The 16,886-nt window shown below is 66.4% G+C and carries 22 protein-coding genes; all 22 read right to left on the reverse strand.

From position 1 onward, the window contains the following. Nucleotides 1-2 precede the first annotated feature (2 nt). The 22 genes from A6M56_RS19315 to A6M56_RS19420 all read right to left on the reverse strand — a co-directional run bounded on the left by A6M56_RS19315 (nucleotide 3) and on the right by A6M56_RS19420 (nucleotide 16,770). Entirely contained in the window at nucleotides 3-2,666 is a 2,664-nt protein-coding gene (locus A6M56_RS19315; protein WP_102080508.1) for a phage tail tape measure protein, read from the reverse strand. After that, nucleotides 2,663-2,764: a GpE family phage tail protein gene (locus tag A6M56_RS19320; RefSeq protein WP_096745649.1), complete on the reverse strand. Its 102-nt coding sequence runs from the start codon at nucleotides 2,762-2,764 to the stop codon at nucleotides 2,663-2,665. Before A6M56_RS19320 ends, A6M56_RS19315 begins: the two co-directional genes overlap by 4 nt. Further along, a complete protein-coding gene (locus A6M56_RS19325; protein ID WP_102080507.1) occupies nucleotides 2,761-3,087 on the reverse strand; it encodes a phage tail assembly protein in 327 nt (108 codons plus the stop codon). Before A6M56_RS19325 ends, A6M56_RS19320 begins: the two co-directional genes overlap by 4 nt. A gap of 72 nt (nucleotides 3,088-3,159) precedes the next feature. Further along, nucleotides 3,160-3,669, reverse strand: a complete 510-nt coding sequence (locus tag A6M56_RS19330) for a phage major tail tube protein (RefSeq protein ID WP_102080506.1) — start codon at nucleotides 3,667-3,669, stop codon at nucleotides 3,160-3,162. 33 nt (nucleotides 3,670-3,702) lie between these two features. Next, the gene (locus A6M56_RS19335; RefSeq protein ID WP_102080505.1) at nucleotides 3,703-4,878 is read right to left on the reverse strand and encodes a phage tail sheath protein; all 1,176 of its coding nucleotides are present in this window, start codon (nucleotides 4,876-4,878) and stop codon (nucleotides 3,703-3,705) included. 121 nt (nucleotides 4,879-4,999) lie between these two features. Beyond that, nucleotides 5,000-5,437: an XkdW family protein gene (locus A6M56_RS19340; protein ID WP_102080504.1), complete on the reverse strand. Its 438-nt coding sequence runs from the start codon at nucleotides 5,435-5,437 to the stop codon at nucleotides 5,000-5,002. 10 nt (nucleotides 5,438-5,447) lie between these two features. Then, a complete protein-coding gene (locus tag A6M56_RS19345) occupies nucleotides 5,448-7,415 on the reverse strand; it encodes a hypothetical protein (RefSeq protein ID WP_502686943.1) in 1,968 nt (655 codons plus the stop codon). Next, a complete protein-coding gene (locus A6M56_RS19350) occupies nucleotides 7,387-7,941 on the reverse strand; it encodes a phage tail protein I (protein ID WP_102080502.1) in 555 nt (184 codons plus the stop codon). Before A6M56_RS19350 ends, A6M56_RS19345 begins: the two co-directional genes overlap by 29 nt. Continuing rightward, nucleotides 7,922-8,827, reverse strand: coding sequence for a baseplate J/gp47 family protein (locus tag A6M56_RS19355; protein ID WP_102080501.1), 906 nt, complete (start codon nucleotides 8,825-8,827; stop codon nucleotides 7,922-7,924). Before A6M56_RS19355 ends, A6M56_RS19350 begins: the two co-directional genes overlap by 20 nt. Nucleotides 8,828-8,829: 2 nt before the next feature. Next, a complete protein-coding gene (locus tag A6M56_RS19360; RefSeq protein ID WP_102080500.1) occupies nucleotides 8,830-9,180 on the reverse strand; it encodes a GPW/gp25 family protein in 351 nt (116 codons plus the stop codon). Continuing rightward, entirely contained in the window at nucleotides 9,177-9,794 is a 618-nt protein-coding gene (locus A6M56_RS19365) for a phage baseplate assembly protein V (protein WP_102080499.1), read from the reverse strand. The genes A6M56_RS19360 and A6M56_RS19365 overlap by 4 nt, the downstream gene beginning before the upstream one ends. A gap of 677 nt (nucleotides 9,795-10,471) precedes the next feature. Further along, nucleotides 10,472-10,915 carry a phage virion morphogenesis protein gene (locus A6M56_RS19370; RefSeq protein WP_102080498.1) on the reverse strand — a complete coding sequence of 148 codons (444 nt, stop codon included), beginning with the start codon at nucleotides 10,913-10,915 and terminating at the stop codon, nucleotides 10,472-10,474. Next, on the reverse strand, nucleotides 10,912-11,346 hold the full coding sequence (locus A6M56_RS19375) for a phage tail protein (RefSeq protein ID WP_096744047.1): 435 nt from the start codon (nucleotides 11,344-11,346) through the stop codon (nucleotides 10,912-10,914). Before A6M56_RS19375 ends, A6M56_RS19370 begins: the two co-directional genes overlap by 4 nt. Further along, nucleotides 11,343-11,843, reverse strand: coding sequence for a hypothetical protein (locus tag A6M56_RS19380; protein WP_102080497.1), 501 nt, complete (start codon nucleotides 11,841-11,843; stop codon nucleotides 11,343-11,345). The genes A6M56_RS19375 and A6M56_RS19380 overlap by 4 nt, the downstream gene beginning before the upstream one ends. Further along, complete coding sequence (locus A6M56_RS19385) at nucleotides 11,840-12,625, reverse strand: N-acetylmuramidase domain-containing protein (protein ID WP_102080951.1); 786 nt, start codon at nucleotides 12,623-12,625, stop codon at nucleotides 11,840-11,842. Before A6M56_RS19385 ends, A6M56_RS19380 begins: the two co-directional genes overlap by 4 nt. Nucleotides 12,626-12,642: 17 nt before the next feature. Beyond that, nucleotides 12,643-12,954, reverse strand: a complete 312-nt coding sequence (locus tag A6M56_RS19390; RefSeq protein ID WP_102080496.1) for a phage holin family protein — start codon at nucleotides 12,952-12,954, stop codon at nucleotides 12,643-12,645. Next, on the reverse strand, nucleotides 12,951-13,355 hold the full coding sequence (locus A6M56_RS19395; protein WP_096744050.1) for a putative holin: 405 nt from the start codon (nucleotides 13,353-13,355) through the stop codon (nucleotides 12,951-12,953). Before A6M56_RS19395 ends, A6M56_RS19390 begins: the two co-directional genes overlap by 4 nt. Before the next feature lie 15 nt (nucleotides 13,356-13,370). Continuing rightward, nucleotides 13,371-13,574 carry a tail protein X gene (locus A6M56_RS19400; protein WP_096744051.1) on the reverse strand — a complete coding sequence of 68 codons (204 nt, stop codon included), beginning with the start codon at nucleotides 13,572-13,574 and terminating at the stop codon, nucleotides 13,371-13,373. Then, complete coding sequence (locus tag A6M56_RS19405; protein WP_180964275.1) at nucleotides 13,574-14,053, reverse strand: head completion/stabilization protein; 480 nt, start codon at nucleotides 14,051-14,053, stop codon at nucleotides 13,574-13,576. The genes A6M56_RS19400 and A6M56_RS19405 overlap by 1 nt, the downstream gene beginning before the upstream one ends. A gap of 96 nt (nucleotides 14,054-14,149) precedes the next feature. Further along, complete coding sequence (locus A6M56_RS19410; RefSeq protein ID WP_102080494.1) at nucleotides 14,150-14,872, reverse strand: phage terminase small subunit; 723 nt, start codon at nucleotides 14,870-14,872, stop codon at nucleotides 14,150-14,152. After that, nucleotides 14,869-15,885 (reverse strand): phage major capsid protein, P2 family, encoded by a 1,017-nt coding sequence (locus A6M56_RS19415; RefSeq protein ID WP_102080493.1) that lies wholly within the window; start codon nucleotides 15,883-15,885, stop codon nucleotides 14,869-14,871. The genes A6M56_RS19410 and A6M56_RS19415 overlap by 4 nt, the downstream gene beginning before the upstream one ends. A gap of 51 nt (nucleotides 15,886-15,936) precedes the next feature. Beyond that, on the reverse strand, nucleotides 15,937-16,770 hold the full coding sequence (locus A6M56_RS19420) for a GPO family capsid scaffolding protein (protein WP_102080492.1): 834 nt from the start codon (nucleotides 16,768-16,770) through the stop codon (nucleotides 15,937-15,939). Nucleotides 16,771-16,886 lie beyond the last annotated feature (116 nt).

Raw genomic sequence — 16,886 nt, forward strand, 5'->3', positions numbered from 1 at the left:
GGTCAGTCCCTATCGGAAAGGCGCGAGCGCGCACGCGCCGCGTTCTGGTTCTCGATCTTGCGCAGCTCGTCGCGCACCGCTTGTGCGATGGCTTGCGCGTCCATGCCGGCCTGCGGGTAGATGTTGATCGTGATGGGCCCAAAGGCTGCAGGCGCTGCGGTCGCGCCGACGGCGCTCGTAGAGAGTGGCGACCGGGTGTCGAACGTCACGGGCGCGGCGATCGCCGGCGCTGTGCCGATGGCAACGCCGGCGCCGATGCCGGCGAGCTTGTACGCCATGCGCTGCACGGTGCCCAGCGGGCCGCCTTCGCCGTCGGCCAGGCCCTCCTGCAAGCCAGCCATGGTGAAGGCGCCCAACGCGGCGAACACGCGGCTGGGACTGTGGATGCCCAGCTTCTCCTTGAAGAGCCCGATGGTGCGATCGGCGACGCCGCCCACGGCGTCCACCACCCAGCCGATCGCGCCCTTGATGCCGTTGGCAAGGCCCTGAATGATGTTGGCGCCGAACTCGGTGAACTTGGTCGGCACCTCGATCCCGAACCACTGCATCACGGTGGCAAAGGCGGCGTGGAAGAGCCCCAGCGGCGACCAGTTGAGCACCAGCGCGCTCACGCCGCCAATGCCGCCGTTGAACGCCTCTTTCACCTGGCCCCACAGGCCCCGGAAGAAGCCGCTGATCGGCTCCCAGTACTGGTAGATGAGGTAGGCGGCCACGCCGATGGCCGTTACCAGGAGGCCGATGGGATTCATCAGCAGCACGCGCCCGAGCAGGCCGACAGCGCGCATCACCCACGTGAAGGCGCCCGCCAAGCCTCGGAGCACACCGGACAGCACGCCGCCGGCGATGCCCATCTTGCCCATGACCAGGTACAGCATGGCGTACGGCCCAAGCACGGACGCAACGGCCAGCATGATCGGGCCGAGCACGAGCAGCGAAGCGGCGAGGGCGCCGACGCCGACTGCCATCGCCTTGGCGAGGCCCGGGTTCTCCTGCATGAACTTCGTCACGCCGCTGGCAGCGCGTGCGACCCATTCCAGAGCACTCGCGTAGAGGGGCAGTACCTTCTCGCCGATTTCCTTCTGCAGGTCGTGCACGCGGGCGAGCGCTTCCAGCTCTTTGCCCTGCGGCAGAGCCTTGGCCCGGGCGTCGAGCTGGTCGATGCTGTCCGCGCCCTTGTTGAGGCGCATATTTTTGTGAATCTGGTCCCGCTGCAGGTACATCTGCGCCATGAGGTTGGACGCCGTGCGGTTCGAGAAAATGCTCCCAATCGCGTCGAGCACCTGGTCTTTGCCCGTGATGCCTTTCTCCGCGAGCGTGGGCAGCAGCACCGTTTCCAGCCACTCGAACTGGCTCTTACGGAACACGTCCGCACCCTTGAGCGCGCCTGGGTCCATGAACGAGACCTGACCGGCCTTGTCTTCCTTGACCTTGCTGCGATCGGCGATCAGGCCCAGCCGGTCCAGGTTGCCGAGCGTGCGCTTGGTGGTCTTGCCCTGGTACAGGTTCTGGTACGCGCTCATCAGGGCGGTCCCCACCGTGTTGCCGCCCATTTCCTGCACGACGGGCTCCAGCGCATAGAAGAACGCCTCGCTGTCCATGCCCTTGGCCGCCAGGCCGCCGCGCTTGATGACCTGCAGCCATTGGTCAGACTGCACGCGGCCGCCAGTGGCGGTGATGACGCGCTGGATCATGTCGGCCTGCTTACGGAACTCTTCCGGGCTGGAAAGGCCGCCGCGCAGCTCCACGACCTTGAGCAGATCCAGGAACATGCGCTCGTTCTCCGCCCCCTGCGCCTGGCCGAAGACCGCCGCGTTGGCGAACTTCATCTTGGCGAGGGTGGGCAGCACCATCTCTGCGTGGTGCGCATCGGCAAACACGCTCAGGGCGTCGCGCATGAGCTCGGCCTTGTCGACCTGGCTGACGCCGTACGCCTTCATCTGCTTGGCGAACTCGATCGATTCCTTCGTGGCGGCATCGCCCAGGCCCAGCGCGGCGATGCGCGTCTTCTCGAGCTCGTAGTGCTTCGATTCTCCGATGCCCTTCCAGATCGGGGCGCCGGTTGCCATGCCAGCCACCGACGCACCCGCGCCGGCGGCGGCCAAGTTGCCGGCGCGAGTGCGGATCTTGTCCGCCGTCCGTTGCACGGCTGCCTGCGCACGGGCGCGCCCGTTGAGCGCCTTGAGGCGAGCGTCCTGCTCGGCCAAGGCATGTGTGGCGGCCGCCGTGGCGCTCCGTAGCTGCTCCTGGAACTGCGCCATGGTCTGGGTGCCACGGCCGGCATCCTGCAGGCGCTGGCGCACCTCCACGAGCTCGGCGCGCTGTGCCTGGAATTTCCGGGTCAGCCGTTCAGCTTCCGCCGTGGCCTTGCCGAGATTCTGCGTGAGCCGGGCGCTGGGCGAGTCGGCCGCCTGCACCGCCCGGGTGAGGCGCCCCACACGCTCGCGCGCCTCCCGCAGCGCCGAGGCGGTCTCGCGGATGTTGCCGCGGAGCTTGCCGAACTGCTCGGTCAGGCCTTGCGCACGCTCCAGCGCCTTCATGTGGTCGCGCGTGGCCTTCATCGAGCGGGCCAGCTCGTTGTTGGCCTTGAGCAGGTCGCGTACCGGCCGGGTGGCCTTGTCCACGGCCTGCAGGACGACCTCGAGGCGCAGGCGGCGGGCATCGCTCATTGCTGGGCCTCGCTACGCTCGCGGGCGCGCTCGCGCCACTCCATCAGCTCCATGATGCCCATGGCGTACAGCTCCTCCAGGCGGAAACCGAAAATCACTGCAACGTCGGCTGCGGCGTCTTCGACTCGGTCGGGTAGCCGTCCTCCTTGGCTTCCTTCGGCAGCAAAAAACTCGTGACCTCGCTTGCCAGCTTGACCAGGTCGGCCGGGTCGAGCTTGCTCACGTCGGCCGTGGTGAGCGTGGGGGCGGTGATGCGCGGCAGCACCGTGTGCAGCGCGGTCACGTCCATGCGCATCAGGTCCATGAGGCTGACGCCACGCAGCTCGCCGGAGCCCGGCTTGCGCACGGTGATGGTGGTGATTTCCTGATCGCCGCGCTTGATGGGCGTGTCCAGGGTGACGGTGTTGGTGAGTTGGTCCATGGTGACGAGAGCCAGGAGGAAGGGGAGAGGGACGGCCCGCTGCAGGCGGGCCGCGTGACATACCGCGCGCGCTTAAAGGCCGATGGCCCGGCGCTGGTCGGCCAGACGGTCGACGCCGAAGACGGTCTCGATGAAGTTCACGTGGTCGAGCTCGATCCACACCTCGCCGTTGACGGTGAGCTTGTAGTACGAGAGCGACGACTTGACCTTGAACGGATCTTTGCTGCCGGCCTTGGCTTTGCCGAAGGTGAGCTCGGTGTGGCGGCCGCGCACGACGATTTCAACGGCGTCCACCTCACCGCTGTCTTCACGCTGGTAGGAGCCGGCAAAGCGCAACATTGCGCCGGCGACGGTGGTGGTGCCGTACTGCTTGAGAATCTCGCGCATCGGGCCGCCGTACGTCGTCTCCATCTCCAGCTTTTCGTTGCCGAGGTCGATCTCGACGGGGCCATTCATGCCGCCTGCGCGGTATTCCTCGAGTTTGCGGGTGAGCTTCGGCAGGTCGATTTCTTCGACCTCGCCGGCGTGCGTAACGCCGTCCGCGAAGACGTTGAAGTGCTTAAGGATGCGTGGAAGTGCCATGGTCGTTCCTTGTCAGATGGGTTGCACCGCAGCTCAGGCCGCCTTCACGGCGTCGGCGAACTGCATCAGGTAGCGGTCGGTGATGCGCTGGCGGAAGGTGAGGTCTTCCAGCGGCGGGACCGGCGTGTAGTCGTAGTCGATGGCGAGCTTGCCGGCCTTCAGCGTGTCCTTGTCGTTGACGGCCGGGTCGTACCAGGCTTCGCCGCCGAGCAGGTAGCCGTTGCGCACGAGGTTGCGCAGCTTGGCATTGATCTGCTCGAGGATGTCGCGCACGAGCGACGGCGTCATGGGCAGGTCGACCGCCCACATGTGCGCCTCGGCCATCGTGTCGGCCAGCACTTGGGCGGTGCGGGTGTAGTTCTCGAACTGGAACAGCGGATCCTGGCTGCAGGTGTGGGAGCCCCAGAAGCGGAAGCCGTCTTGGCGGATCAGCGTGGTGACGTCGTGCGAGTTCAGATAACCGGCGTCCGTGGCAGGGTTTTGCAGATCCCAGTACACATCGCGCGAGAGGCCCGTCACACCGTTGACGGCTACGTTGGAGAGCGTCTTGTGCCAGCCGGTCTCGTTGTCGATCTTGGCGCGCAGGCCCACCGCCCGCGCCGTTGCCCACAGCGTGCGCTCTGCATTGGCGGCGGTGTCCCAGCCCACGAACTCCGGCCAGATGACCATCAGTTCACGCGCCGCGAAGTTCTGGCGGTAGGTGGTGGCTTCTTCCTTGGTGGTGCAGCCTGCGGCGTTTGCGTAGGCGAAGGCGCGCAGCTTCTGCGCGATGGTGACCAGTTCGGTGGCCACCGGCAGGGTGTCCAGGCCTGGAACCGCGAGGATGCGCGGCGTCACGCCAAAGCGGCTGCGTGCCGACAGCAGTGCCTTCATGCCGGTGTAACGGCCTTCGGCGCTCGTCGTGCCGATCAGGTTGCTGTTGGTCTCGCCCTCGGCCTTGCCTTCGGCCACGCGGACCACGACGGTCAGGGGGCTGGACTGGTCGGCTATCGCCTGCAGGGAGCGGGCAAGGGTGCCTTTGTCGCCGGCCTTGCCGATGGCGCCCTGCACGTCGGTCAGCAGGACCGGCGTGTCGAGCGGGAAGGTAGCGACGTCCGCATCGTCGGCCGTACAGACGATGCCGGCCACAGCGGTCTCGATGGTGCGGATGGGGCGAGTGCCTTCGTTGATTTCAACGACGCGTACGCCGTGGTGGTAGTCGGTGGGCATGCATTCCTCCGGGTAGGTCCGACGATGAATCGTCCCGGTAGGATGCGGCGCGCGCGCGAGGAAGTCCCGCGCGCGCTGTTGTGCAGCGAGCCGCTACAACAAGAAGGAAACGCCGGTGCGCCTAAACGTTGGCCGGCAGCAGATCAGCGAGGCCTGCGGGCACTTGCGGCCACTCGAAAGCGTCGGGGAAGCCTGGCAACGTCGTCACGTCTCGCAGTGCCTGGCGGTACTGCCCGGCGAGGCGCATGCGTTCCATGTCGCCCGTGTCCATGGCCTTGTAGACCAGCGTGTCGGCCACCCTCAATCGCTGCTCGCGCTCCATGCGAGCTTTGATGTCCGCCGCATACGTACGCGCCGCAGCCCCGTGCTTCTCGAGCAGCGCCTGGATCTCGCGCGCAGTGGGCGCAGGTTTGGACAGGTGCCATTCGACAATCTCGGCATCTGTCTTTTGCTGGCCGGTCTTCTCGTCAAGCATGTGCATGACCCAGAAGTTTGTGCCGTGCACAGCTTCCGGGTAGGCCTGGGTAATGCAATAGATGAGTTCGTCGTGAGTCAGCATGGCATCGATATCACTGGTTGCGCAGCCACACGGCGCGCAGGTAGACGCGATAGAAGGTGTTGCGCAGGCCCACCAGGACCCATGGCGCCGGCAGATCCGCCGTGCCCCCTGATTCCCCCGTTGGGACGGCACCGAATTCAGCGATGCCGCTGGCCCACTGGACTTGGGCGCCCATCGCGGCTTTGCCGTTGTTCAGGTTGGAGAGGTAGTCCGAGAGCCACTGCCCGGCCCAGGACATGTAGACGTTGCCGTTGGCGGCGAGGATGCCGCCGCCGCTGCCAGCGCGGATGGCGCCTTGGGCCTCCAAATCTCCGTTGCCGTTGAATGTGAACGCGTTCGCCCGAGTGCCAACGTGCATGGAAATCCAAGGCACAGCCGTGTCGCTGCCGCCCGCGTAACAGTCAATCGCTGCGAGATGGCGTACGCCCCATTGTGTCCACCGGATGCCCATGTACGCAGCCACGTTGCTGGGGCTGTCGACCTGAAGCGCGGGTGTGCGGTTGCCGTTCCATTGGTTGAACGCGCCGCCAATGGAGTCACTGCCATTGGATGAAACCACCAGCGCAGAGCGCCCGTAGCCGACACCGAAGTTCAGACCCCGGTTTGCGGTCAACTGGCCGCCGTCCGTTGTGAGCGGGTTGGGCAGGTTGGCCTTATCCCACGCGTCCGCGCCGTTGAAGTTCGGGCGAACCGCAAAGCTGAAGCGGCCCGTGGTGTAGTCGATAGAGAAGGGCTGGTGCCGGTTGCTACCGTCCTGGTTGTACGAGTTGCAAACGAGCGCGCCGCTTTGACCAACCATGAACAGGCGCCAGATGACCGAGTCGCCACCAAACTCGAGGAAGCCCTTTCCGTCGTTGTTGTGCGCGGGTAGGTTGACGCCGGCCTTCGACTTGAAGCCGTTTGCGGCGACGTTGCCCGGAAGCGTTGCATTGCCCATCCCGTCGACCTGGAACACCCGCAGGTATGTCGAAAAATCCCCGTTGGTCGACGTGTTGCGATCGACGATCAAGCCACGCCCGGACGACACCATGCGAAAGCGGCCCAGCGTGATGGGCTCTTGCGTGTCGGTGAACTGCAGCTCGACGGCCGGGCCTTTGAGGTTCACAGAGCCCACCAGGTCGCCACCGCCGCGCGGCAAGGCGGCGTCGGCAGTCGCCTTCGCGGCGTTGGCCGTGTCCTGTGCCGCCTTGACGGAGGCCGGTGTCGCGTAACGTTCGTCGGCCTGACTCAGGGGCACCGCGTGTTCGCCAGACACAGCGGCCGCCACCGCGAAGGTCTGCTTGTTGGATCCAGCGAGCTCGGCTTTCTTGGAGAGTAGGCCGGCCAGCTTCTTGGGCGTCACGGCTTTTGCGTCGTCCTTACCCGCAACGACCTCGGCATCCGTTGCGAGTTGGACGAGGCCGGTGCGGCTCTCGGTGGACGTGCGAGCGTGCAAGGCGGCCGGCGTCACTGCACGTTGCGTGTCCGCTCCCTCGATGGCTTCCTGAGTGGTAGCCAGCTCCACCACGCCCTGGCGCTCGGTAGTGGCCGGCGGGTTCGTGAAGTTGGAGTCGCCAAACGACAGCGCCGTCACGTCGAGCTGCTTGAACACCATGTCGACGGCCAAGAGCAGAATGGCCACCGGCGACTTTTCCATGATGGGCGTGGCCTGACAGTAGGTGCCGAGCAGCACGCCGTTGTCCAGGTACAGGCCGAAGCCGTAGAGAGAGAACTGATCGGCGCTGTCGTCGCGGATGGTCGCGTGGATGGTGTCTGCGGCGATGTTCTCGCCCGATACCGTACTGACGCGCTTTACCTCGTTGGGCAGGACGGTGAGGGTCGGATCGAAGTTGAAAGCCGCTTGTGCGAAGCCTACCTGCACGATCTTGCGGGCCGGCGTACCGGTGTGGTCGCCGTTGACCAGCGCGGCGCGGCCGGCGTCAGTGATGTTGATAAGTGCTCCAGCCATGTCAGGCGTCCGTGAGAGAGAGGCGAACAAAGAGGGCAGGACGGATGGCGGCGGCGATGCCGAGGCCTCCGCGCCGGTTGAATCCCTGCGTGAAGGTGTAGTGGGCGCGCACGGGCTTCGTACGGTCGATCTCGGCCACGATGTCGGCGACAAGGTTCGCCGTGGCCGGCACATCGTCGCGCTCGCTGACCGTCATGACGAGGTCGAACGTGCCCGGCCGGCCGGGCGGATCCATCTGCCACCACTCACGCAGCGAGATGTTCCCGCCGAAGGAGGCCACCACAGCCCGCACAGCGGCGGCCGTGCCCTTCTTGCGGGAGATGGGGATGGCGGCTTTCACCCGGGCCCGCTTGATCTGCTCCGGCCAGTAGTCTTTCCAGGTGTCGATTCCCAGTTGCCAGGCGAGCCACGGAAGCAGCCTCGAGGGGATCTTGTCGGGGTCGATCAGGGTGCGCAGCGGCACCGGGAGGTCGCTGATGACGCCATTGACCTCGGCCAGGCGACGCTCCAGCTCGGTGGCGTTCGGCGGCAGCAGATCAGCCACGGATGCCTCCATGCAGCACGTTGATGGCCGTGCAGAACGGCGCCTGCGTCAGGTCAGCGGCAACGTTGCCGGCTGGCTCGTGCAGCTCCACGCGCTCAACGCCGTCGACGTGCAGCGCCGCATGCAGGCCAGAGACGGCAACCTCGCGCCCGAGGCGGTGGCAGCCTTCTACGTACACAGCCAAGCGCTTACGCGCGAGCTCGAGCACGACACTGGAGTCCGGGCCGGGAAACGTGTAGATGGTCGCGGCCACCTGGTAGGGGAGGATCCTGGCGGACTGCACGGTCACCAGATCCGTGAGCGGGCGGACATCGTCGGAGCGCAGGCCCGCCGCGACCTTGTCGAGAAGATCCTGCGGGGCCGTGCCGTCGCCCTCGCGGGAAAGCACTGTCACCAGCACTTCGCAGGGCTGCGGGCTGGTGGCAGAGGCGTCGAGCACGCGGCCATCGGTGTTGAGGGCGTGTGAACGGTACGCGCCTTCAGGCCCCGCCACGGAGAACGACTGCGGCGCGAGCTGGATCCGCATGCGCAGGTCGGCGTCTTCCTCCATCACTGCCGGTGTGCCCGCCACAGGATCCGCCGGTTTGATTTGCAGGCGCTCGAGCTCGAATAGCGCCGCGATCTGCTCGAGGTCGGCGCCCTTCGCATAGGCGAGCATGACCGCCTGCGCGGCCTCATTGATGCGCTGGCGCAGCACCAGCTCGCGGTACGCGTTTTCCTGCAGGCACAGCACCAACGGCTCGGATTCGAGCTCGAGGACGGCGGCGATCTCCTCGCGCTTCTCCGGCGGGTACAGGGAGATCAGCCGCGCCTTGCGAGCGGCGAAAATGGTCTCGAAGTCCAGCGCCTCGACCACGTCGGGCGGTGGCAACTGGGAGAGGTCGATCAGGCTCGCCATGCTCAGTGGCTCCGGACGGGCACGCTCAACGTGCCCAGCGATTCACGGCGCGGACCGTCAATGCGGTCGCCCTCGATGTCGATGACGGCAGCGCCGTTGACCCCAACGGAGAAGCGAACCGACGAGATGCGGATTCGCGGCTCCCAGCGCACGAGCGCCGAGACGGCGGCCGACATGAGGCGCAGCCGGGTGGCGGGGTTCAGTGGCTGGTCGATCAGCTCGGGAATCAGTGAGCCGTAATCGCGGCGCATCACGCGCGAGCCGATGGGCGTCGTCAGGATGTTGCGTACCGACTGCCAGATGTGCGCAAGATCGCCCAGCGAGCGGCCAGTGGTGTTGCTCATGCCGCTCATCGCGTGCCCTCCGTCCAGGCGCCGCCGGGCTGCACGGCCCCGTGGCCGTGATCGTCGAGCACCACGCCATTGGAAGACAGCTTGCCGTCCTGATGGGTGAGGTCGCCGGTGATGACGTTGCCGTTGTCGCCGCCCTGGCCGGCGATGCCGTTCAGGAAGGCGAGCAGGCCCTTGACCGTGACGTTGCCGTCGAAGGTGGTGTCGGGGCACTTCACCAGCACGCTGGTGGCGGCTTCCAGGAATACCGTTTTGACACCCTCGACCTTCAGCATGCCGGCGGCGTGGTCGTACTTCACCAGCGCGCCATCCGGGTACAGCGTGACGGTTTCGTTCGGCGATTGGCTGGGCGCGTCGTTGGCGGCCGAGGGGATGGCACACAGAACGATGCCGTTCGACGGGTCGCCGCTCGGGCACAGCAGGACGACCTGCTCGCCCTTGGTGGGTGGGTTCCAGGTGCGTGTGCCCCCGGCGCGCTTCTCGCACCAGGGCAGCCAGGTGGTAGTGATGCCGCCGGTGGTGATGCGCACTGCCGGCGGGCGGCCGTGACGCACTTCGGCGACGGTGCCGACGCGGATCAGGTTTTCGATGAGGCGGGCGAGCTCTGCGGTGTCCATGCGCGCAGAGTGCCGTGCGCGCGCGAGGAAATCACTCGAATGACGTTGTGGCTCCCACGCTCACAACAACACAGTCGCCGTTAGTCGTTCGGTTTGTAAATGCCACAGTGGACGGCGCTGCTGCGGTGCTCGGGGGTCGACACCAGTAGCTGACACACCCGCCTTTTGGCTTCGTCCGTTCAGGTGCATCCCTTGCTCCGCGATCAGGACCGACCTCGCGTTCCTATGAAAACCCTCTATCGACTGGACGACCACGTTGTCGAGTGCTCGAGCGAGCCACTTGAAGGAACGTTCTTTCTTGTTTCGTGGAGTCTGCGGCCAGTTGCGGAAAGCTCCCGTCCGAGGGAGCCTCGGAGCGAGTCCTATGTCTGCCATGCGGCTACCGAAGCCGAAGCGTTGGCCACGGTACAGGCGAGAGCCGACCTGATCAGTCGGCGCCTTATTGGTGTGCGCGACGCTGGTGCCGCGATCGGGCCTGCCGACGATAGAACGCCTCCGGCAGGCGACATGTTCTCCTAGGAGGAATTCCGCCTAGCCCTTCCGAGCGATTTTTCAGCCATATCAATTGACGGCATGATTCCCCGCTGCCACACGCCAAGCGCGCGGCACCCCGGGACTGTGACCGTCCCGCCTTCCGAGGCCAAGCTTGTGGAGCTTGGTCTTTTTTTTCTGATGCCTCACCGGAGGAAGTTCAGGACGGTGTCTGTGATGGCCGAGACATCTTCTGGCGCCAAGCCGAGTAAAGCCCGCGCCGGGTACTGAGCCGTGAGCCCCTTCTTGTTGACGCGGTCGCGCAGACCGAAGTGGTGGACGGCCGCGATGCGTTGCGCACTGCCGGCGAACGTGACGACGGCGGCATTCGGATCAGCCTCTGCCTTCAGCCATTTCGCCATGCGCAGCCGCGTGAACATTGCCCGGCGAATGCCGCCGCGCTTGTGTCGGAGCTGGGGCTTGCGTGGCTCGTAGGCCGTGCCGTCCGGATTGCGCTGAGCGGCGATCCGGGCAGACTGCCGGCGGCGCAGCTCCACCGCGACAGCCCGGGCCAACACGCGCCGCTGAGGCGCGTCCAGCTTCGCCAGCAAGCCGGCTAGGTACGCATCCAGCTCGTACAGGCCGCTCACGCCGGCCTCCAGCTTGCCGGGTCGTCGTTCTCGTTGATGGGCTCGGGATGGTGCTCGACCTGATAGCCGTTGCCTTCCACCTTTACCGTCACCCGCTCGGTCAGCTTCAGCTTGATGGAGATATCGACCGTCGTGTGATTCAGGATCTCGGCCTCGAACTTGAACGCGTCTTCCCGCTTGTCCGGGTTGGTGAAGGCGTCCGGCTGGTTGGTGCGGAGCCACGCCAGCACGGGCACTACGATCGTGTCTGAGCTATCCGGGTAGTCGGTCACGACGAGGGTGAGCGTGTACCGATACTCGAACCCGAGCGATCGCGCACCGGTGCCCACGACGTTCCCCTCGTCAACAAAGACATGCAGGGCGTCCGGGTGCGCTGCCAGGTACGGCACGGCCGCCGTCAGGGCCTCCCGCAGGCTGGTGGCTTTCATCATGGCGCGGAGGCCTCGCCGATGATGGTCACGCCCTGGTCCCGCAGCGCCTCCTGCAGGGCGCTCAACTGCTCGCTGTTGGCGTGGCTGTCGGTGTAGTTGGCTGCGACGGTAGCGGCGACGGCAGAGAGCGCAACGCCCGAGGCGGCCGCATCAGCATCTCCGGTATCTGGATCTGGCACTGCGCCGGCGGCTGCGGCGTCGTGCAGGCGCACAAAGCCGCGAGGAACAACGCAGGCAGCATCAGCTTGAACGGTGACATAGCGCGGTACCTCCTTGATGACGGTGTCGCCCTTGGCGCGGATGATGCGCTCGCGGTCGACGTACTTTGTGACGGTGACGGTGGCGCCCCGGGCGTTCTGGAGTTGGGTGCGCAGCTCGCCGGCGGTGGTCTCTGCCTTCTCCGCGCGGTCGACGGCAGCGTGGTAGCGCGCGGTGGCCCACCAGGCGAGCCCCGCTGCCGCAGCCAGCAGGGCGAGGATGGCGACGGCGCGGTTCATGCGACCACCGCCTCTTCGGCCTGGTAGCGGTCGAAAGCGCGCTCCAGCTTCACGTCGTACAGGTGGGCCTTGTAGTTCTTGCCGTTGTAGCCGAGCGCGAAAGCCGCCCACTTGCCACCGGCCAGGGCCTTCTGCAGTGTCGGGTGAGCAGCGATGAAGCGCACGAAGGCGTCGAGCTGGGCCGCCTCGCTGGTGCGCATGGCGGCGACGAACTCGTGGACGTCGTGGTAGTCCAGCCGGCGGGCGTGGTAGCCCATGATCTGGAACAGGCCCCAGCTCGCAGACGACAGGGCGCACACCTCATCGATCTGCGAGGCCTGCGCCAGGCGCATGTACTCGCCCGCCTTGCCGGCATAGCCGCCCGGATCCTTGTTGACCACGTTGGGAAACTGCCGCGCGAGCGCGTCGGCGTCCTTGCCGGCCTTCTTGAGCTGGTCGTACATGACGTGGCGCTCGAAGAGGATCACCGGCCGCCCGTCAGCCAGGAAGCCGTTGCCCTTGCTCTCCACCTCATTGACGGCCCGGATGGCTGCCAGGGGGACGTTGAGCTTTTCGGCGGCCGCCTGCAGGTCGGCATCCGTCAGATGCCGCGTGTTGCGGATGCCGGCTTGCAGGGCCGCCAGCGTCTTCGGGCCGGCAATGCCGTCGACCACCAGGCCAAAGCGGCGCTGGGCCGCACGCACGGCGGCAGCGGTGTCTGAACCGTAGATGCACGAGTCGGGCGCATTGAAGCCGGCGGCGATCAGCAGTCGCTGCAGCTCGTGCACTTCCGCCCCGACCATGCCTTCACGCAGGATGCTCACGAAGACCTCCGAAGGAAACGAACAAACCAGGACTGGTCGGCCCCGCCCATGCGGAAGAGCTCGACCACGTTGCCGCGCACGGCGAACACCGCGACACAGACCACGGCCGTGATGCCGTTCTGCGCGAGCAGTGCCCAGTCGTAGCGGCCGAAGAGCACGCCGATGGTGACGGCGCCGGCGAGAACCACGAGGCCGTACGCCAGGCGCGACGCCCAGGGCCGATGAGCCGCCCCCTCGCGCTTGAAGAGCAGCAGGCGCAGCGCGATCAGCGCGCACAACGCCGCCTGGACGATGAAGAGCGTCTTCATGCTTGACCTCCCTTGTCGCCGTTGCTGGTCAGGCCCTTGAAGATCGCGCCGAGGCGATCGCTGTTGTCCGCCAGGCGGATCAGGGCGAGCAGGAGCTTGACCACTACGGCCGAGGCCACCAGCGCACCTACGGCCTGGCTGACTTCGGTATTGGTGGGCAGCGCCTTGGCGAGCAGCGCGGCGGCCAGCGGCGCGGAGAGCAGGCCCGCCACGATCGACGCAGCCAGGAAGCCGAGCTTCTTGAAGGTGCCGAGCTCGCCACTGTTCAGCACGAACACCGCCGCGCCGGCGAAGGCGCCGAGCACGGCGCCCGGGTCGACGCCCGGCAGCAGGATGGACAGGGCACCAACACCCGTGACGGCGAGGGTGGCGGTGGAGCCGGTGGAGATGGGTTCAGCCATATGGGTTCCTTGGGGTCAGTCCCAGAGCTGGACCATTTGCACGGCCGGCTGCGGGGAAATGTCGGGCATGTCGAGCTCGGTGCCGTGGGGCAGCACGGGGCCGAGGTCGGCAATGCCCGGGTTGGCGGCCAGGACGGCCTCGGTGACGCCGGCGGTGCGGCCGTAGACGCGCTGGCAGATGGCGTCGACGGTGTCGCCCTGGATGGCCCGTACACGCATCAGATGAGCTCCACGGTCGTGCGGCCGACGCCCGTCAGGTCGCTGATGGCCCAGCGCGCATCGCGGCGCAGATCGTCGACGCCCAGGTTTTCCGCTTCGGCCTTGCGGTCGCCCGTTGCGGTGGCGTCGATGGTCCGGTACCGCTCGATGAGCCAGGCGGCCGCCATGCAGTGCACCGCGCGGAAGTAGCGGTGCAGGTGGGCGCTCTTTCCGTCGACCTTGGGCGCCGGCACGTCGGCCAGCGTGGTGCGACCGAACGCGAGCTGGGCGGTCTTCCAGGCCTCGAGCTCCGCGTTGACGGACAGCACCGCTTCCACCAGCGAGGCGCGCAGCCGCTCCGCGGTGACCGTGCCGTCCAGCCGCATGGCGGCGTACGCCTGGTCGACGTCGATATCGGGGAAGAAGCCGTCGTTGACGATCGGGTCGCCGCCTGGCTGGGCGGGCGCGGGGACGGGTGCGGCAGCGATGAATGAAGACATGGGTTCAATGGACGGGGAGGCGGTGGACGGGGCGAGGCTTCGCGGCATGCCGGAAGACTGCCCCGTGCCGCCTGATGCGCGGGGTCACGCTCGGTGTCAGCTCTTGCCGTCGCCCTCCTTGGCGCCGGCAGCCGCTGCGTTCTTGATCTCGCGCTCGATGCGCTCGATGTCCTTTTTCACGCCGCACTTCTCGTGCAGCTCCAATGCGCGCTTGAGCTCGGCCAGTGCCGTCTGGCGCAGGACGGCGGCGCGTACGCTGTCCGCCGTTCCCGCCTGTGCGTAGTTGGCGTAGCCGAGGGCCTTGTGCAGCTTGGCGCGTACCTCGTCGGGCATGTCCTCGTCTGCCACTAGGTCGGCGACGGAGACCAGCGCGACCATGTCCACCGTCTCGCCGGCGTCAATGGCCTTCAAAGCCATGTTGGCGAACTCCTCGGCGATGAGGCACGCCGTGGTGCGCTGGTACTGGTCCGGCATCGCCAGCTTGTGCCGGATCGCGTACGCGGCCATGGGCAGCGCACCGGCCAGGTCGCCGACGTCGATGTGCCACACCATCACGGTCATGAAGACCTCGTCCTGCAGGCCCGCGTCAGACTGCAGGACGCCTTCCACCCAGGCGGTGTACTCGGGCAGCAGCTTGCGTTTGAGCTCGGCCTTGCGCTCGATGGACTGGACGGCCTTGAGCTGACGCTTGTGCTCGGCGAGCTGCGCCAGCATGAGCTCGTGGCCCGTCGCGTGGCGCAGCGGATTGGCGTCCTGCTGGGCCTGCGCCGCCAGGGCGGCGGAGGCCCGCAAGAAGTGGTTGCGGGCCGGGCTCGTCATTGCGCGCCCACCGTGATGTTCTCGGCCATGGCTGCGCAACCCAGATCCTCGATCACGTAGGCGTCGTTGCTCGATTCGAAGTTCTCGATGCGATCGCGCTTGGCGTTGTCGACGATGGTGCGGCGGCGGCTACCGTCCTGGTAGTAGATGGACAGGTTGTCCAGGCGCGTCACCAGGAGGCCGTTGACAGGAAAGTACGGCACACGGACCGCCTGCAGGCCGCCGATGCGCTTCTGGCTGATGATGAGGTCTGCTGCCAGCGTGTCCGTCGGGCGATTGTCCTGGTTGATGATCGGGAAGTACTTGTCGGCCAGCAGTTGGCGCCCGCACACGACCACCAGTTGCGGATCCTCGGCGTACCACGGCTCCACGAGGTTGTTCACCACGTCGAACACGAGGGCGTCGAGCGAGACGTAGTCAGATCCAACGCCGCCGCCCACGACGATTTTGCCGGCGGTCTTGCCTTCCTTCATGACCCGCTGCGGTGCCTGCTCGCGCAGGTTTTGGAGCCACCCCTTGTTGACGTCCTGCAGCATGGGGTTGGCGGCCGGGTCGGATGTCGGCGAGCGCTTCACGCCGTTGAAGCCGATCATGATGCGGTCGAGCGCCTGGCGCTGAATGATTGCGTCGCGGATGCGCGTCTGGAAATCCGGGAACTTCGCCCATGCGTCCAGCCGCTGATACGTGATGTGCGTGTCGAAGTTGGTTTGCTCGCAGCGGTACTTGCGGCCGTCCAGCGTTGCGATATCGCGGGTCTCACGATCCTTCTGCGTGGTGTCGGTCGTGCTTGCCGCAGGGCCGGCAACGCCCAGGCCGACTTTCTCGCCTTCCTGCTCGCCGACGCCGATGATGTTGATCTTCTTGAGGAAGTCGCTCGACTCCTGCACTTTGGTCTCGAGGCGCTGCTGCACGCTCGGATCGACCGAGAATTTCACGTCGACGCGATCGACGCCGTTCAGCTTTGCCACTTCGGCCGCGTAGGCATCGTAGAGGCGACGGGTTTCGTTACGCATTGTTGACTCCGGTTGTTGGTCTGGATGGTGGTGCTGCGTCCGGTGGCCGGGTCAGCAGTCGGTCTTGATTTCGGTGCTGCCATCACCGCCCGTGGCCGGCGGCCGGGCGGTGTAGGCCTCGGTGGTCTCCAGGCCCGTTTGGAGGGCGTTGAAGGCCTTGTCGCGCTCTTCGGCTTGCGCCTTGAGGGCGGCCAGTTGTTCGTTGATGCTCTTGAAGCTGGCGATGACCTGGTCACCCATGGCTTGCACCTGGGCGGCGACCGTCTGGATGGCTTCCTGCGTGTCGGCAAAGCGGGCCTCGGTGTTGTCGTCGGCCTTGCGCTGCTTGGAGAACAGCGCCTTGATGCTCTCGGCAAAGCGCGATGGCACGGGCGGTGTGTCAGCCGGCACGGATTGCGACAGGTCGACGTCGACCTCCACGGCCTCGGTGAACACGTTGGACGGATCCAGCTTGCGGGCCGACAGCGGGTTGACTGGCGCCTGGGCGCTGAACTTGAGCACGTCGCAGCCGAGGCTTGCCGGGTTGTCGGTGACGGCGAGCCCGACCAGGTAGGCCTCGCCCGTGTCTGCAAAGCTCGGCTGCACCTCCATGGACGAGAAGATCTTCTGGCGCTTCTTCGTCATCGCCACCAGCTCGTCGGTCGGGTCGATCTGCGCGAAGAGACCGAGCTTGCCGCCCACCTCTTCGGTCTTCAGTGCAACCACATCGCCGTAGGCCTTGAAGGGGCCGGCGGGGTCATAGCCGCGGATGTGCTCCAGGTTGACGCGTGCGGTGTAGACCTTCGGGTCGTAGTTCTTCGCCATCTGGACCAGCGTCTCGCGGTCGATCACGCGGCCGTCGCTCGTCGCGCCTTCAGTGGCAATGCGGAAAAACTTGGTGGGCATGGTGTCCTCTGTGGTCGATGTCCCGGTGGTTCGGTGGTGGTGCCATCTTCAGCGTCGGGCATCGCGCGGGCAACGCGTTGATGTTGTGAAAACCCGCGCCACAACAGGCGCCGCGT

It is taken from the genome of Ralstonia sp. RL (genome assembly GCF_001683835.1).
Classification (GTDB): Bacteria; Pseudomonadota; Gammaproteobacteria; order Burkholderiales; family Burkholderiaceae; genus Ralstonia; species Ralstonia mannitolilytica.

Excerpts from the sequence above, each read along its gene's own strand:
- A6M56_RS19315 (WP_102080508.1), bottom strand. The coding sequence starts at position 2,666 with ATGAGCGATGCCCGCCGCCTGCGCCTCGAGGTCGTCCTGCAGGCCGTG.
- A6M56_RS19325 (WP_102080507.1), bottom strand. The coding sequence starts at position 3,087 with ATGGACCAACTCACCAACACCGTCACCCTGGACACGCCCATCAAGCGC.
- A6M56_RS19330 (WP_102080506.1), bottom strand. The coding sequence starts at position 3,669 with ATGGCACTTCCACGCATCCTTAAGCACTTCAACGTCTTCGCGGACGGC.
- A6M56_RS19335 (WP_102080505.1), bottom strand. The coding sequence starts at position 4,878 with ATGCCCACCGACTACCACCACGGCGTACGCGTCGTTGAAATCAACGAA.
- A6M56_RS19340 (WP_102080504.1), bottom strand. The coding sequence starts at position 5,437 with ATGCTGACTCACGACGAACTCATCTATTGCATTACCCAGGCCTACCCG.
- A6M56_RS19350 (WP_102080502.1), bottom strand. The coding sequence starts at position 7,941 with ATGGAGGCATCCGTGGCTGATCTGCTGCCGCCGAACGCCACCGAGCTG.
- A6M56_RS19355 (WP_102080501.1), bottom strand. The coding sequence starts at position 8,827 with ATGGCGAGCCTGATCGACCTCTCCCAGTTGCCACCGCCCGACGTGGTC.
- A6M56_RS19360 (WP_102080500.1), bottom strand. The coding sequence starts at position 9,180 with ATGAGCGGCATGAGCAACACCACTGGCCGCTCGCTGGGCGATCTTGCG.
- A6M56_RS19365 (WP_102080499.1), bottom strand. The coding sequence starts at position 9,794 with ATGGACACCGCAGAGCTCGCCCGCCTCATCGAAAACCTGATCCGCGTC.
- A6M56_RS19375 (WP_096744047.1), bottom strand. The coding sequence starts at position 11,346 with ATGATGAAAGCCACCAGCCTGCGGGAGGCCCTGACGGCGGCCGTGCCG.
- A6M56_RS19380 (WP_102080497.1), bottom strand. The coding sequence starts at position 11,843 with ATGAACCGCGCCGTCGCCATCCTCGCCCTGCTGGCTGCGGCAGCGGGG.
- A6M56_RS19385 (WP_102080951.1), bottom strand. The coding sequence starts at position 12,625 with ATGGTCGGGGCGGAAGTGCACGAGCTGCAGCGACTGCTGATCGCCGCC.
- A6M56_RS19390 (WP_102080496.1), bottom strand. The coding sequence starts at position 12,954 with ATGAAGACGCTCTTCATCGTCCAGGCGGCGTTGTGCGCGCTGATCGCG.
- A6M56_RS19395 (WP_096744050.1), bottom strand. The coding sequence starts at position 13,355 with ATGGCTGAACCCATCTCCACCGGCTCCACCGCCACCCTCGCCGTCACG.
- A6M56_RS19400 (WP_096744051.1), bottom strand. The coding sequence starts at position 13,574 with ATGCGTGTACGGGCCATCCAGGGCGACACCGTCGACGCCATCTGCCAG.
- A6M56_RS19405 (WP_180964275.1), bottom strand. The coding sequence starts at position 14,053 with ATGTCTTCATTCATCGCTGCCGCACCCGTCCCCGCGCCCGCCCAGCCA.
- A6M56_RS19410 (WP_102080494.1), bottom strand. The coding sequence starts at position 14,872 with ATGACGAGCCCGGCCCGCAACCACTTCTTGCGGGCCTCCGCCGCCCTG.
- A6M56_RS19415 (WP_102080493.1), bottom strand. The coding sequence starts at position 15,885 with ATGCGTAACGAAACCCGTCGCCTCTACGATGCCTACGCGGCCGAAGTG.
- A6M56_RS19420 (WP_102080492.1), bottom strand. The coding sequence starts at position 16,770 with ATGCCCACCAAGTTTTTCCGCATTGCCACTGAAGGCGCGACGAGCGAC.